General features: G+C 35.2%; 11 protein-coding genes and 1 pseudogene. 8 read left to right on the top strand and 4 right to left on the bottom strand.

The features are described from left to right. Positions 1 to 32: 32 nt before the first annotated feature. Together AVL50_RS30505 and AVL50_RS30500 are read right to left on the bottom strand one after the other, a co-directional pair. Positions 33 to 944 carry an alpha/beta hydrolase gene (locus AVL50_RS30505; protein ID WP_062621515.1) on the bottom strand — a complete coding sequence of 304 codons (912 nt, stop codon included), beginning with the start codon at positions 942 to 944 and terminating at the stop codon, positions 33 to 35. Positions 945 to 1,001: 57 nt separating this feature from the next. Next, positions 1,002 to 2,684, bottom strand: coding sequence for a glycoside hydrolase family 43 protein (locus AVL50_RS30500; RefSeq protein WP_216639112.1), 1,683 nt, complete (start codon positions 2,682 to 2,684; stop codon positions 1,002 to 1,004). Positions 2,685 to 3,132: 448 nt separating this feature from the next. On the opposite strand from AVL50_RS30500, the gene AVL50_RS30495 reads away from it, so the two are divergent. The 6 genes and pseudogenes from AVL50_RS30495 to rimK all read left to right on the top strand — a co-directional run bounded on the left by AVL50_RS30495 (position 3,133) and on the right by rimK (position 7,869). Beyond that, positions 3,133 to 3,606, top strand: coding sequence for a DUF1572 family protein (locus AVL50_RS30495; protein WP_062621512.1), 474 nt, complete (start codon positions 3,133 to 3,135; stop codon positions 3,604 to 3,606). 336 nt (positions 3,607 to 3,942) lie between these two features. Beyond that, entirely contained in the window at positions 3,943 to 4,959 is a 1,017-nt protein-coding gene (gene cobT, locus AVL50_RS30490; RefSeq protein ID WP_062621510.1) for a nicotinate-nucleotide--dimethylbenzimidazole phosphoribosyltransferase, read from the top strand. Then, complete coding sequence (locus tag AVL50_RS30485; protein ID WP_062621509.1) at positions 4,960 to 5,748, top strand: adenosylcobinamide-GDP ribazoletransferase; 789 nt, start codon at positions 4,960 to 4,962, stop codon at positions 5,746 to 5,748. It abuts the gene before it with no gap. Beyond that, a complete protein-coding gene (cobC, locus tag AVL50_RS30480; protein WP_062621507.1) occupies positions 5,733 to 6,296 on the top strand; it encodes an alpha-ribazole phosphatase in 564 nt (187 codons plus the stop codon). The genes AVL50_RS30485 and cobC overlap by 16 nt, the downstream gene beginning before the upstream one ends. A 175-nt stretch (positions 6,297 to 6,471) precedes the next feature. Further along, a pseudogene (locus tag AVL50_RS33700) lies at positions 6,472 to 6,873 on the top strand (ATP-dependent zinc protease); the annotation flags it as partial. An 84-nt stretch (positions 6,874 to 6,957) separates the two neighbouring features. Further along, on the top strand, positions 6,958 to 7,869 hold the full coding sequence (rimK, locus tag AVL50_RS30475) for a 30S ribosomal protein S6--L-glutamate ligase (RefSeq protein WP_253764341.1): 912 nt from the start codon (positions 6,958 to 6,960) through the stop codon (positions 7,867 to 7,869). 83 nt (positions 7,870 to 7,952) lie between these two features. Here rimK and AVL50_RS30470 read toward each other — a convergent pair whose 3' ends face one another. After that, positions 7,953 to 8,444 carry a hypothetical protein gene (locus AVL50_RS30470; RefSeq protein ID WP_062621504.1) on the bottom strand — a complete coding sequence of 164 codons (492 nt, stop codon included), beginning with the start codon at positions 8,442 to 8,444 and terminating at the stop codon, positions 7,953 to 7,955. 1,226 nt (positions 8,445 to 9,670) lie between these two features. Here AVL50_RS30470 and AVL50_RS30465 point away from each other — a divergent pair. Continuing rightward, positions 9,671 to 10,873: an ATP-binding protein gene (locus AVL50_RS30465; protein ID WP_062621502.1), complete on the top strand. Its 1,203-nt coding sequence runs from the start codon at positions 9,671 to 9,673 to the stop codon at positions 10,871 to 10,873. An 813-nt stretch (positions 10,874 to 11,686) separates the two neighbouring features. Here the strand turns inward: AVL50_RS30465 and AVL50_RS30460 are convergent. Next, the gene (locus tag AVL50_RS30460) at positions 11,687 to 12,247 is read right to left on the bottom strand and encodes a helix-turn-helix domain-containing protein (protein WP_062621498.1); all 561 of its coding nucleotides are present in this window, start codon (positions 12,245 to 12,247) and stop codon (positions 11,687 to 11,689) included. A gap of 574 nt (positions 12,248 to 12,821) precedes the next feature. Here AVL50_RS30460 and AVL50_RS30455 point away from each other — a divergent pair. Further along, a partial coding sequence (locus AVL50_RS30455) for a hypothetical protein (protein WP_157491706.1) occupies positions 12,822 to 15,552 on the top strand: 2,731 nt, incomplete at its 3' end.

Genomic DNA, 15,552 nt, shown 5'->3' with positions numbered 1-15,552 from the left:
ATTTTTGACTTAGTACTTAAAGGTTTTCTTATCTATCTCAATTTCAGCCATTCTTCAGCTAGCCCCGTCCATTTTGGAGCATGATCAGATGCTATTCCCATACCGTAGCCATGTTTGCCAGTAGGATAAAAATGCAGATCAGCTTTTACATTATGTTTGACTAATGCCTGATAAAAGAGGATGGAATTCTCAACAGATACAGCACCATCATCACCAGAGTGAACTATAAATGTAGCAGGCGTATTTTCATTCACTTGTAATTCATTTGAAAACTGAGCCACTAACGCTTCAGATGCTGATTTACCCAGTAAGTTGTTTCTTGATCCCATGTGTGTTACTTCTTTTTTCATGGTAATGACTGGGTAAACTAACAACATAAAATCAGGCTCAAATCTTTCTTGATCAATCTCATCTTTGGCAGGGTAATACGCTTTAGAATGAGTGCCTAATGTGGAGGCCAGGTGACCACCTGCTGAAGAACCAATCACTCCAATTTTACCTTTATCTACATTATAGGATGTGGCATTACTTCTTATGATTCTCATGGCTCTTTGTGCATCTTGAATGGGGGCAAGGTGAGAGGTTTGTACAGATGCTGACTGAGGCATTCTGTATTTCAGCACAAAAGCAGCAATGCCTTTACTGTTGAGCCACTTGGCATAATCCGTACCTTCCCAATCATAAGCCACTCCACCATAGCCACCTCCAGGAAGGATCAATACGCCTTTTCCGTTGGCACTTTGCTTAGAGGGTAAGAAAACTTCTAACGTTGGTTTTTGTACCTTTTGTATGAAAATAATATTCCGTTCAGGAATGAATTCTTTCTCTTTAGATTTTTGATAATTCGGAATGTCTTTGTCTTCCCAAAGCGGTAGGAGTTGCTGAGCGAAACCATTGCTAATAGTCATCATAAAAAAGAGGGGAAGTAGTAGTCGTTTTGTCATTTTAGTGGTTTGTTTATGAACGTTGTTTTATTTATTGCAACACCCAAATTAATATTTTTATTCAAAGCCTTTGTAATTCACCCAATCAAAATCAGCATATTCTTTGGTCGGTTGGCCATTGCTTGTAGCATATATACCACAATAAGTCCCTGTATAACCACTGTTCCATCCAAAACTCAGCAAGTAATCTGATTTTGTAGTTTCAAAAGGAAGAAAAGTTTTACCATTGTCCAATGAATACGAGAATATGTATTTATTTTCTTTTGAAAGAAGTTTGAAAAGAATTTCACCTTTATAAGCAGGCAGTATTTCTTCTTTCAATACTTGTAATCCATCGACTTTCTTTTCAGCTAAAACCAATTGTAGAACATGTTTTCCGTCTTTCTTTTTGACTGTAAAATTGATAAAATTATCATCTTTCTGGAAGATGCTGATGCCGGCTTCCGTATTTTCTTTTTTGGAAGCAAATTTCATCTTGGCAGTGTATTCAAAATCGGTTTCTTTCTGACGAATTCCCATCAAGCTGGCTCTTCCTCTTTTTTTGATTACTTCTGGCTTCAAGTTCAACCTTAAATATCCTTCCTTGTCCGTGAGGCTGTATGTGTTTTTCATTGGAACCCTCCTGAAATTCCATTCAATATTTAATGTATTATTATCAAAATTATCCATAAATGCATCATTTCTCATTTGAGGATGATCAGCAAAGGGAAGTTCTTCGTACTTCATTACACGGCCAGTTTTGGGAGCAACCACAGGCCAGTCGTATTTAATTTCTTCCCACCAGAAAGGTACTCTTTCCCATTGAACAGGAATTAAAAATGTCTCACGACCCATATTGGATGCTCTTTGAAGGTCGCCACGAATACCTAAAGCCACCATGTACCAACGGCCGTCTTTGAGCTGTACAATATCAGCATGTCCCGTAGAGTTGACCCAATTGTCATACGATAGGTTTCTAGTGGTTAGAATAGGGTTTCTCTCATTTGATTCATAAGGGCCTGTCATGTTTTCACTCACAGCAATCATCATAGCGTGATTATAGCTTGTACCGCCTTCAGCGACCATCAAATAATATTTTCCATCATGCTTGTAAACATGTGGACCTTCCACCCAGACACCGCCACAAGCGCCTCGGTACAAGTAATGTCTTTCACCTTTCAATTTCCAATGGTCAAGATCGAGTTGCTGTGTCCATATTTCCCCTTCTCCTTCATAATTAGGGTTTTCAGGAGAATGAGTGCCTACAAACCAAACATCTCCATTGTCGTCAAAGAAAATATCAGGATCAATCCCAGGAGCACCTTCAATAATATGAGGGGCTGACCAAGGACCAGTGATATGTTCGGCAGTAATGATAAAGTTGATGGTCTTGGTAGGAGAACCATCAATTGGATTGTAAACGTTAGTGGTGATGATATAAAACTTTCCTTCATGATAACGAATAGTAGGAGCATGGATACCGCCATTTTGTTGTACATCTACAAGATTCATTTCACCATTGCATTGATTTTCACGGTGCAGGCCATAACCTACAAATTCCCAGTTCACCAAGTCCTTAGAGCGGTGCAAAGGTAGCCCCGGAAAATACTCAAAAGAAGAATTGACAATGTAGTAATACTCCCCATCAGTTGTGATGGAAGGATCAGGGTAACCACCTTGTAATATTGGATTTTTGAAAGTGCTTTCCTGTGCCCATGAAAACTGAACAAGGAAAAGGAATAATAGGGTTAATTTTTTCATTTCATATATCATTTTATCAATGGGGTTCAATTTAACAATTCGTACACCAAGGGCATAGCTTCATCATTAGATTTAGTATAGTTTAATACACTATTACTGTGGTGAAATTGGTCTATGGAATTCCAAGTATGGGGGAGGTACTACCTTACTAAAATAATAGAAAGCTTATCAGATAATAACATAAGTCAAGAACGTCAGAAATCAGGAGCTTTTTATTGATCTGTAGACACGAATGACTGTAATTTAGCTTTTGCCTTCAAAGCCTTGACTTTTTTGCTTCGTTTGTGTGTTAAGACAAAAATGAAGAAGAAGTAAGCTTGAAAGTAGATCATAGACAACTTGTAAAAAAGCCGATTGAAAGTTGACTATAAATTGAGTTTACAATGTATTTGTTCTTTTCTTGGCTATTTTAGTATTGAAAATAAACTTCAATTTGAAATTCTAAATCATGACCAATTCTAAAAAAGTGGCAGACCGATTGAGAGAAGTAATGCTCAATGGAACTTGGATAGCGAATACCAACTTTAAAAAAGCGTTGAAAGATGTGGATTATAACATTGCCAACAGTAAAGTAGAACCACTTAATACCATTGCCATTTTAGCACAGCATATACATTATTATATCCATGGTATTAAAAATGTTTTTGAAGGAGGTGAACTGGAGATCAAAGATAAATTCAGTTTTGATTTTCCGCCTATCACCTCACAGCAACAATGGGAAACATTTCTAGAACGGTTTTGGGAAGATGCAGAACGTTTGGCCGTCTGTATTGAAGGTTTAAGTGATGAAGATTTAGAGGGTAATTTTGTCAAAAAAGAATACGGTTCTTATCAAAGGAACGTAGACGGTATGATAGAACATGCTTATTATCATTTAGGACAAGTGATTTTGATTAAGAAGATGCTATCTTTTGAAGATTAACATGTATTTAGTTTCAAAAAGAGTTTAGAATTTATGACTTTTGCCTTCGGGTAATGGAAGTAGATTTTCTGGTACCTCATTTATAAAATTAATTTTCAATTGAGCTACTAAGTTCTAAGACAAAACTATAGATCGCTAATTCTTATTATTGTTTTGTAATTACTACCTTAAAAACAATTAATAGAATCACTATTCATTCGTTTTTCAGCATTGTACTCCCAAAAAATAATTAAGAATTATTCTCATCTATTTTTGGCTTAGCACTTAATTGAAAATAAACCAATAGTTAATTTATTTACTAAACTATTACAATCAAGCTGTTTAGCTTCAATCAAAATGGAACAACAACTTCAACACAAGATCGATTTTAAAACAAAACCACTTGGGTCATTAGGAATGCTGGAAAAATTGGCTCTTCAAATTGGAAAAGTCCAAAATACATTGTCTCCAACATTGACGAACCCTCATATGATTGTATTTGCAGGAGACCACGGAATTGCTCATGAAGGTGTGAGCCCTTTCCCGCAGGAAGTAACGTTCCAAATGGTGATGAATTTCTTACAAGGAGGTGCTGCTATTAATTCTTTTTGTATGCAGCATGATATTAATCTTAAAGTAGTGGATTCGGGCGTTAATTATGATTTTGAGCCAAACACTGAATTGATCAACCTTAAAGTAGGAAGAGAAACAGCTAGTTTTTTAACGAGTAAAGCAATGACGCCTGAACAATACGAGGAGTGTATTGAAAAAGGAAGAAGCGTGGTGAAAAATGCGGCTCAAGAAGGATGTAATGTGATTGGTTTTGGAGAGATGGGCATTGGCAATACTTCTCCAGCTACAATGATCTTGAGTCAGATCTGTCATTTATCCATTGAAGAGTGTACTGGCAGAGGTTCAGGTATCAACGATGAAGGATTACAAAAGAAACTCAAAACACTTCAAGCAGCCAAAGCATTTCATGGTGATATTGAAGATGCCAATGAATTGATGAGAACGTATGGCGGGTTTGAAATGGCACAAATGTTGGGCGGTTTCTTGGAAGCCAAAGATCAAGGAATGGTGATTTTAGTAGATGGCTTTATCACAACGAGTGTGTTTATGGTAGCGGCTGAGCTTAATCCGTCTATTCTTGAAAATGCGATATTCTCACATCAGAGTGATGAAGGTGGACACCGCAAAATGCTGGAACACTTAGGTGGAGAACCAGTATTGAAATTGAACTTGAGATTAGGTGAAGGTACAGGTGCTGCTGTGGCTTACCCTGTGGTAAAAAGTGCAGTACAATTTTTAAGCACAATGGCGAGTTTTGAAGATGCCGGAGTGAGTAATCATGATGAATTTTTAGATAAATAAATGAGAGAAGAAATCAATATTTTCTTCACTTCCCTCATGTTTTATACGAGGATACCTTGTCCTATTAATATTGATCACGACCCTGATTATATTAATAAAGCGACAAGGTATTTTCCGTTAATCGGGTGGATAGTTGGAGGTATTTCCTTTGTTGCTTTTTGGGCCAGTTCCCTATTATTTGATACCACCATTTCAGTGGTGTTCTCATTGCTGATAGGAGTGTTAACTACCGGCGGTTTTCATGAAGATGGCCTGTCAGATGTTGCAGATGGCTTTGGTGGCGGTTGGACAAAAGAGCGGATTTTAGTGATTATGAAAGACAGTAGAGTAGGGGCTTTTGGTGTACTTGCCACTATTTTGTTGTTATTGATGAAATATGCAGGCTTGACACAACTTCTAACAAAAGCCTCATCAAGCGGTATGATAGTACTGGCTTTATTGTTTGTGGCTTATCACTCGGTCTCAAGGTTAGCGGCTATCAGCATCTGTTTTATATCAGAATATGCCCGTGAAGATGCAACAAGTAAGGTAAAACCAATCGCAAAGAAACATAGTGCTGTTGAAATCATTGGTGCATTTGTATTTGGCTTGTTGCCCTTGGTGGTTTTATCTACTTATAATTATTACTTCCTGATTACAATAGTACCCGTTGCCTTGTTGACGGTATTATCCAAAAGATATTTTGAAAAGTGGCTTGGTGGATACACAGGTGATTGTTTGGGAGCAGTTCAGCAGATTGCTGAATGTATCTGCATTTTAAGTTTTATTGCATTATGGAAGTTCATGTAATTCGTCATACCACCGTTGATGTTGCCAAAGATGTCTGTTATGGACAAATAGACGTTCCTTTGGCAGCTACTTTTGAAGCGGAAGTGCAAGCGTATAAAGAGAGTTTGAAACAAAATTTTGAAGCTGTTTATTCAAGTCCGGCCGAACGTTGTGTTAAACTTTCGGAGGCATTGCTTTTAGAAAACTTTATAACTGACCCAAGGTTATATGAATTAAACTTTGGTAATTGGGAAGGGAAGAAGTGGAGTGAAATTGATCAGCTGGAACTCAATCCTTGGATGAATGATTTTGTGAATACAAGAACGTTGAATGGGGAATCATTGGCAGAAATGTTTGAACGTGTGAAATCCTTTTTGGAGGAATTGAGATTGAAAGAAATAGATAAAGTATTAATTGTAGCTCACTCTGGCGTGATTCGATGCATCTGGGCTTATTTGCTCACAATTCCTTTGAAAAGCATCTTTAAACTACCTGTAGGTTTTGGTGAAACCTTGATTTTTAATTTAGGGCAAGAAGCTGATTATGATAGAGTTATTCAAATGAAATAGGCATCATTTCAGCCAATACCAAATAAATTAATCATTTCATCATTTTTTTGTAAAATCAAATCTGACTTTTTTTATTAATTATACGAAGTATTTGCCCCTAAAATGAAACCTTAGAAGAGCAAATCTGTTTAATAATTGATTTTCTGTTCAATACAGCGCTTTAAATCAGTCATTTATGAATAATAATAAAATTGTAGTTGGAAGCGAAGAATGGTGTAGCTTTCCACAAGTAAATATTCCTGCTATCAAAGCTAGAGTAGACTCAGGAGCAAAGACTTCTGCACTACATGCTGTCAATATTGTACCTTTTAAAAAGGAAGGAACTCCTTGGGTGAGTTTTGAAGTACACCCTTTGCAGAATGACGGAAAAACAACCGTTCATTGTGAAGCTCCTATTCATGATAAAAGGAGAGTAAAAAGCTCAAGTGGCAATAGTGAAGTCCGTTTTGTGATTAAAACGGTATTGGCCATTGCAGATGATACATGGGAAGTACAGTTGACTTTGACCAATAGAGATTCTATGGGGTATAGGATGCTATTGGGACGTCAAGCTATGTCTGGAAAGATGTTGGTAGATCCAGAATCTTCTTGTTTACTGGGCGAACCGACTGATGATCTATTAAAGCAGTATTATCATAATAAAATTGTCAAGCCAACAGGTTTGAAAATTGGTCTTTTAGCAAGTAATCCTGACCTCTACAGTAATAGAAGAATTATGGAGGCTGGGCAAGAGAGAGGACATGAAATGGAATTTTTGAATATCAAAGACTGCTATATTAAGTTGGATGGGAAAAACCCTGAAATGCATTATAGAGGTGGAAGAATTCTGAACGATTTTGACGCCATCATTCCGCGTATCAGACCTAGTGCTACTTTTTATGGGACGGCTTTGACAAGACACTTTGAGGCTATGGGAGTGTATACGCTTAACAATGCCTCTTCCATTACAAGGTCAAGAGATAAGCTGTATGCTCTTCAGTTATTGATCAATAACGGTTTACCTATACCGACTACTGGTTTCGCCAACTCACCATTAGACACTGATGAGTTGATAAAGATGGTAGGTGGAGCACCTTTGATTGTGAAGCTTTTGGAAGGTACACAAGGTAAAGGTGTGGTATTAGCTGAGACCACTAAAGCGGCTGAAAGTTTGATCAATGCTTTCAAGAGTTTAAAGGCCAATATCCTAGTTCAGGAGTTTGTGAAAGAAGCGAACGGAAAGGACTTAAGATGTTTTGTAGTCAATGGAAAAGTGGTGGAGAGCATCATGCGTACTGCTGCACCAGGAGAGTTTAGAGCCAATATTCATATGGGAGGAACGGCTTCCTTGGTAAAGATTACATCTGAAGAGAAAAAAGTGGCGTTGTTAGCGGCTAAAACTCTAAACTTGAAAGTGGCGGGTGTAGATATTATCAGAGGTCAAAATGGACCATTACTTTTGGAAGTCAATTCTTCTCCAGGTTTGGAAGGGATAGAAGGGGTGTCTAGCAAAGATATCGCTGGGAAAATGATTGAAACCATTGAAAAAGATTTGAAATACAAAAGAGTACAGGAAGTAGTTGAGAATGCTTAGTACTTCACTATAGTTTGTAAATAAAACGGCTCCAAAGTGAAAATTCATTTTGGAGCCATTTTTATATCTAGAACTTTTTTTGATTAATGTTCCGCCATCATTTTCTCATGATCAGCAATCAATTGAGCGTGCTCTTTTTCCATTAGTTCATGCTCATCTACTAATACAACTTCATGATCCTTTTCCATTTGATCATGGTCTTTCTTCATAGTAGCCATATCAATTTCACCCGAAGCATGTTTCTTGATCATTTCTTCGTGATCGGCTAAGATTTTATCATGCTTTTTCATTAGTTTTTTATGCTTTTCTAGGATGGCTGTATGTTCCGCCTCCATTGCTTCATGTTCAGCATCTTCTTCACCACCGCTGATTTCCTCATGTTCTTTGACCATTTTTTCATGCATGGCTTCCATTTTAAGGTGGTCTGCAGCAAGTTTTTTGTGTTCTGCTTCCATCACTTCATGCTCTTTCAGCAATTTTTTATGTTCTTCAGTTTCGGCAGGGTTGGATGAACAGCCTATTAAAAGGAAGGCAGAGAATACAGTAATAATGATAATTTTTAAAGAAAACTTCATAGTTATTTGAGTTGATAATAGTATGTTATATTGATTGACCTAATATAACTTTAATCGTTTGTATTGACAATGAAAAAGTAAACGAATGTATTGTATACTAAGTTTTTATCAACTTCAAATTACTGCAAACATGCTTTTATGAACTACTTCCAAGCTTCTTTCTTCTTCATTTTTGTCTTAAAACAAAAACGAAGCAAAAAATTCAAGGCTTTGAAGCCAAAAGCTAAATTCCATTCCTTTTGCCTCCATGACTTTCTGATTATACACTCAAAAGAAAAATGTTTTGTAACCAACTACAATACGCTTGACTACGCTCACTAGCGCGAATGTTAAGCGTTAGCGCCATTCGTGCTCTACAGATCATTAGAAATCTCCTGATTTCTAAATGTCAAAAGTAATCGAGTGTTTCGTGCACCATAGTTAAAACTATGGGCAGGTGATACAGCAACCTAACCAAGACTAAAGTCTTGAAGGTTGAAAACGAAGGCAACACTTTAGTGTTGTTGGAGTCAATATCACCAGCTCATAATTTCAATTATGGGTCTACGAAATACTCGTTTTCATTTGTCCTAGTACTTAAAAACGAAGCAAAAAAGTCAAGGCTTAGAAGTTAAAAGCTAAATTCCATTCCTTTTGCCTCCATGACTTTCTGATTATACACTCAAAAGAAAAATGTTTTGTAACTAACTACAATACGCTTGACTACTCATAAAAAATCATCCGATCTAACTAAAAATCAGTTTACAATGAAATGAACTGTATTTTTATCTCATTTATGACATCAATGGTTACCTATTTTTCATATAATGATTCATTTGATCTGTCCAAATTTTCTCAGAAACATTACTGAAGAAAAGACTACTTTTGATTCATTTCTATAAAACATTGATTATTATATTTTTCTTATTTCATTACTCCTTTTTGAGCATTTGGCGATGAATTCCTTCTTATTGAACAAAATAAGAAAGGATATTCGTTTTTACATATTGGTTAGCAATAATTGATGAAGTGTTGTATTTTTGATGAACAGAAAAAATATGAGAGGTTTACTGTTTTTGGCGAAAAAGAATAAATTATTAGAAAAATGCTCTAAATATTACATGAATAGACGTAAGCTGTTGTATATCAGGTTTTGAGAATGGATCAGAAATAATTAATTTAATAATGATATTACTGTTTTTACACAGTTTATCAACTGCCAATAGCTAAGATATAAGAACCTAAAAATGAAGAAACCTGATATACCAAAAAACGAAAAAGAAAGATTAGAAGACCTTAAGTCTTACGTAATTTTGGACACTCTAATGGAGGAGGATTACGATAATTTGACCAAAATAGCCAGTGAGATATGTGATACTCCCATTTCCCTAGTTAGTTTGGTGGATGATAAACGTCAATGGTTCAAATCTCACCATGGTGTAGATGCTACTGAGACTCCTAAAGAGTTAGCTTTTTGTGCCCATGCCATCAATGAACCAAATCAGCTGTTTATAGTTCCTGATTCAAGAGAAGATGAACGTTTTTATGATAATCCATTAGTGGTAGATGCCCCTAATGTAATTTTTTATGCAGGGGTGCCATTAGTTTCTAAAAAAGGCAATGCTTTGGGCACTTTGTGTGTGATTGATCATAAACCTAAAGTGTTAACAGAGCGTCAGAAAAATACTTTAGAGGCCTTAGGCAATCAGGTAATGAAGTTGATGGAACTCCGAAAAAGTAATTTGAAATTGGAAAAGACTTTATCGGATATGGCCACCAAAAATAAAGAATTGGAACGTTTTGCATATGTGGCCGCACATGATCTCAAGTCACCACTGTGTACTATTTCAGGTATGGCCAACCTTTTGAAAGACAACTACGGCAGTGATTTGGATGATAATGCACAGATGGTGGTAGAGCATATTTACAAATCTACAGATAAATTAAAAGGATTGATTGATGGGATATTAAGCTATAGCAAATCCAGTACTTTATTAAACGATAAAAAATCGACATTCAGTATTGACGATTTAAAATCTGATATTGCAGGTATTTTTAATTTTGATTTCCAAATAGATTTGCTGTTCAACAGTTCAGTAGAAGAGTTATATATAAATAGAACGGCCATCGACCAGATACTTATCAACTTGATATCCAATGCTATAAAGTACAATGATAAAAAGGTCCCTAAAATTGAGATCAAGATCTCTGAAGATACATCATTCTATCATTTTATTGTAAAAGATAATGGCCCTGGTATTCAGGAAGAAGACCAAGGAAATATATTTGAAATATTTAATACTGCAACAAACCAAGATCGTTTCGGAGAATCAGGCAATGGAATAGGCCTAGCCACGGTCAAAAATATTGTAAACTCTTTGAAAGGAAATATTCATGTAGAATCAGATGGTACCAATGGTACACAATTTATTTTCTGCTTTAAGAAATAGTTTTTTTATTCATTTTCTTGATGCTTTTCCCTTCAGGTCCGAGGAGATATTGCTTAATGACTGTCTGATTATAGCTCAAAAGAGAACTATTTTGTAATAACCTACTATGATGTTGTAGGGATGTTGCATTGCAACGTCTTCAAGACCATAATACATTGTAAACTAAATTACCGTGAACTTTCATTCAATTCTTCTACAGGCTTTTATGTCCTACTGTCAACCTTCCTTCTTCTTCATTTTTCCATTGATGAAAAACGAAGCAAAAAATCTAGGCTTAGAAGTCAAAAGCTAATTTCATTCCACTCGCCTCAATGATTTTAAACTCGCTTTGCTTGAACAAGAAAATCATTTTTAATGGCTCAATTCATGAAATTCTTAACGCTTTTCCCTTCAATGCCGGGGGAGTACTACCAAACTATAGTGGTAGAAAGCTCAATGGCGCGAATGTTAAGCGTTAGCATCATTCATGTCCTTCAGATCATCAGAAATCTCCTGATTTCTAAATATTATAAATAACGAAAACTTAGTTTACAGTGTAATAATACACCACATCAAAAGCTTTCAACAATTTTTTTGGCAAAAAAATATTCTGATTTTTAAAAAAAAATCGTGAGCAAATGCGAAAGGCCATAAAATCAAAAAAGAAAGGATAAGAAAATGGAGCAATACCCAATTCCCTTACCCTTTTTATTATCATGTTCAATAATTATTTATGGAAAAGATATCAAAAATGACAATTTTTTCTCTTTGTCTAGGTGAATAGCATACACCTTCAAACATCAGGACGAAGATAATCTCATCAAAGATGAAATATCAGGCCCTTCTAACATATTGATAAAACACCGCCCTCGCATACCTTACCATTTTTTCTTCTTTTGCTTTTCTATTCCCTCTTTCAGCTCGAAAAGCTACATGCTTACTTGGTTTTCGTGTTTTCAGCATAAACTCCACCAATTGTTGTAGAATAGGAATATCATTTTTATAATGATATCTTTTTTCCCAACCCAAACGAATTTTATAACGATGATATTTACCTCCAAAGTGCCAACGGATAAAAAAGTAGGTGTTTCTTACCCAAGGTGTATCTGAATGCCAATAAATATGCCTACGGTCGGCATAAAGTTCGTATCGGTTTTTTCGTTTAATTTTTTTAGACCTTTTTACTTTGGGAAGACTTCCTACCACTTTTTTTCGTGCCACCGCTAAATCGTTGGCTTTTTGGGCTACATATTTTCCATCCACACTATTTCTTTTGATTTCTCTATACAAAGTAGACAAATGAATTCCCAAGATCTGAGCAATACGTTTCTTTGCACCTCCATGTCGAAGAAGGTATTCCAATTGTTCTCTTTGAGGTAAATCAAGTTGTGCCATAGTTGAATAAGGAATGAGTGGTGATTAAACTTGATGAATACACCATCATGTGCTTTCTAAGTCGTTAAGTCAGTGTAATGCAATCGTTAGCTTATTTTTTTACACTAGAATAAAAATCATTTGATATGGTAATGTTAACGTTTGTAAGGCAATTGTGCAAGTTTTTGAGCATGTTTCAAATATACTTTTACATTTGAAACTTTTACAAACCTCCTACATTCTCCTTTCAAGCATCCTTTCTCTTATTTTTTCTTACTTACTTGATTGAATATAGAATGAAATACAAAGAAAATTTTTATTGTTAGACACAAAATTTTACTTTTACCTCGATAATGTTACAATTTACATTGCAAACTAAATTATTGTGATTTTTAGTATTTAGAAATCAGAAGGACACGAATGATGCTAACGCTTAACATTCGCGCCAGTCAGCTTTCTACCATTTTAGTTTGGTAGTGCTCCCTCGGTCTTGAAAGTAGGCCATATAAACCTTGTAGAAAGGCTGATTGAAAGTTAACGATTTATATAATACTTAAAAGTAGGACTATTCAAATTACAAGCTGAGAAATTAACTATGTATCAAAGATTAGAGAAAAAACAGGAACGTTCGAGTACTGAGAAAGAGAATTACCATTCTCCCATTAAACAGTATGAATATGCAAATGATGAAATTGACGCATCAAATCCACCTCCACTTATTATAAGAGTAGCGTTTGATTCAGATAGGAAAGAAGGTTTTTATTTTCGTCTTTCTTTTCAAGAGCCTCATTATGAATATAATGAAGTAGCAAGAAATTGTGTTATAGCTCCTTTAAGCCCAATAAATATCTTTATTTCGGAAGAGCTGAAACTACCGAATAGTATTTTAATGGAAGCTTATGATAAGCTGAAAAATAAATTTAAGAATGCTCAGTACATCCAATTTAATGGAGGAGAATCAGCACGTATCACAAAGGAAACGTTCTTTTCTAGAGAAAAAAGTGAAAATAAAGGTTATAAAGTTCAAAGTAGATTTGCAGAAGGGAAAATATCAGATATTCTAAATACTGAGAAAGCAGAGTTGTTGACTCAAAACTATCGTACTTATAAAATTAGCCAGCCTCTTCCACTGGACTATAAAAACTTATGTCAAAGGATTTATGATGAAACGGTACACAATTATAATCGAAGTGATTATATAGAAAGTAAATCTAAGGAGCTGATGCTCGCCAAAAAGTTCTCTCCAACAAACTTCAGTATGGAGTTATCCTTAAGGTTTTCCTCTCAGTTAGGACTTTATTTACGAGATACATTTTACTCAATTTTAGGTCCTGATGAAGATGATATTTTAGAGGTATTATTGAAAGTCGATGGACACCCGCCTTCTATTGAAAAATTAAAAGAAACATTTTTATTACATCATGGAGTAGCACTAGATGACTTTATTCATAAACATATCCCTAGCTACAGGAAAGATTGGTCTAGATTGTTACCCAACCTCCAAGCTGAGCCATTACCGTTGGATTACGAAACGATGGCCTCAACAATATGTAATTACTATGAGGTATATCTAGATGAGAAAGAGAAAATAAAAGTAAAAAACGAAGCCTATTTTCCATTTGCAGGCATGTATCCTACTACACAAACTAAGGCAACACCTAATAAGAATAGGCCTGCAATACTATCAGAGTTGATTAAGTTAAAACGAAACAGAGCGTCTATAGAACAGCTGGAAGCCCATATTGATGCTTTTGGCTTTTCATTGGGTGAAATTTTACAGGAAATGGGACTGTACAATGAGTTGTCTGAATACTTATATGCTCCTATTCAATGGAAAGATCAAATTCGTGTAGAAAATAAAGAATATAGTAAAGAAGAGATAATCAGGAGAGAAAAAGAAAATAATGAAATTTCTAAGCCAAAGCGAAAAACAGCTAAAGGATACCTTGTTCAATTTGATAATGATGGAGCCTATGGTTATATGGTTTTTAAGGGGGATACGATAGATGGTATTAAAGAGCGTTTTGGTGTTAAACAATCCGACTTAGAAAATGTGAATTATTGGCATGAAGTACATGAAAATGGACAGTATGAAGATAGTGTAGGGATCTTTTGGCTGCAAGAAGGAGATATTGTGTATTTACCTGAATATTATACACCTAAAAATGGTACACTATTTTATAGCTATGATAGAAATACAAATACTGGTATTAAAGTTAAGAAGGAACAAGGAAAATATGAAAAGAACTTTTTAGGGGAAAATTTAACTTATAAATACTTCAAAGATAGGCTAAAAGAATTTGCAGATCAGTTTGATGACAACACAAGGACGTACAGCTTTGATCTTTCAGGTTCAATATCTATTTCTGCACAACTTTCAGTATTTTTCTATTTAGGTTTAGATGGAAAATTTGGAGCATCAATAGCCTCTGGTAATACGAGAAGTTTGGGTGTTAATTCTTATTGGAGTATTGGTGGAAACGCAGGTTTTGGGAATAAATCTGTTGCAAATATTGGTGTAAGTGGAGAATATAAGCAATCACTAGGGATGCTTGAAGCGCTGAATGGCAGTTATACCTCAATTAAACACTTTATGGCATTTCTTGACTTAAATATGTACAGTTTTATGCTCCAAAATGAATGGACTGTTCCTCTGTATAAAATGGGAATTGATGATGAATATTGGAATCATGTAATGTCAGAAGAGGGAGATGTCTATCATGAGTTGTCAAAAGGGTATGTTAGAGCAGTAAATACAAGTTATGTAGGGCAAATTGAAGGAGGCCTTAAAGGAGTAGGAGGTTTTAATGTAGGGCATCAATCAGTGAGTGTAGAAAATTATAGTGTTCCCCAAATAATAAGTTTTGATGAAGTCAAAGCTTACTCCAAAATTAAATCCAATGACCAATTAAAAAAGTATAACAAAGAAGACGTTAGTAATAAAATATATGCTACTCTTAAGGTCGGTGATGGAGCTGAATGTAAATTCTCTTATGATACTGTAGAATCTAGTTTAAACAGTAATAATCTAGGAGAATACTTTAATATTAGTCTTACGATCAATGAATATGACATTAGTACTAATACTAATGGAGAAAAGGATTCAAATGGTGTGAAAACTGTGTACAACTTCTTCAATGATGTGATGACGAAATATAAGAGTGAGAATTCTGAAACTGTTCTTGATTGGACGAAACAGTTTGAGAAAAATAGTACAGAGTTAAAAGATGAAGTGAAATGGAATAATCGAAGTATAGCTCATGAAGAAGCAAAAGAAGAAAAAAGAGTAGCAGAAAGAAAGTTAGAGAAGCAACAAACGCAGCAAA

Origin of the sequence: Flammeovirga sp. SJP92, from assembly GCF_001583495.1 — a bacterium.
Lineage (GTDB): Bacteria > Bacteroidota > Bacteroidia > Cytophagales > Flammeovirgaceae > Flammeovirga.
The sequence above is the reverse complement of the archived record's forward strand: the minus strand, read 5'-3'. Positions and strand labels throughout refer to the sequence as shown.

Excerpts from the sequence above, each read along its gene's own strand:
- AVL50_RS30505 (WP_062621515.1), bottom strand. The coding sequence starts at position 944 with ATGACAAAACGACTACTACTTCCCCTCTTTTTTATGATGACTATTAGC.
- AVL50_RS30500 (WP_216639112.1), bottom strand. The coding sequence starts at position 2,684 with ATGAAAAAATTAACCCTATTATTCCTTTTCCTTGTTCAGTTTTCATGG.
- AVL50_RS30495 (WP_062621512.1), top strand. The coding sequence starts at position 3,133 with ATGACCAATTCTAAAAAAGTGGCAGACCGATTGAGAGAAGTAATGCTC.
- cobT (WP_062621510.1), top strand. The coding sequence starts at position 3,943 with ATGGAACAACAACTTCAACACAAGATCGATTTTAAAACAAAACCACTT.
- AVL50_RS30485 (WP_062621509.1), top strand. The coding sequence starts at position 4,960 with ATGAGAGAAGAAATCAATATTTTCTTCACTTCCCTCATGTTTTATACG.
- cobC (WP_062621507.1), top strand. The coding sequence starts at position 5,733 with ATGGAAGTTCATGTAATTCGTCATACCACCGTTGATGTTGCCAAAGAT.
- AVL50_RS30470 (WP_062621504.1), bottom strand. The coding sequence starts at position 8,444 with ATGAAGTTTTCTTTAAAAATTATCATTATTACTGTATTCTCTGCCTTC.
- AVL50_RS30465 (WP_062621502.1), top strand. The coding sequence starts at position 9,671 with ATGAAGAAACCTGATATACCAAAAAACGAAAAAGAAAGATTAGAAGAC.
- AVL50_RS30460 (WP_062621498.1), bottom strand. The coding sequence starts at position 12,247 with ATGGCACAACTTGATTTACCTCAAAGAGAACAATTGGAATACCTTCTT.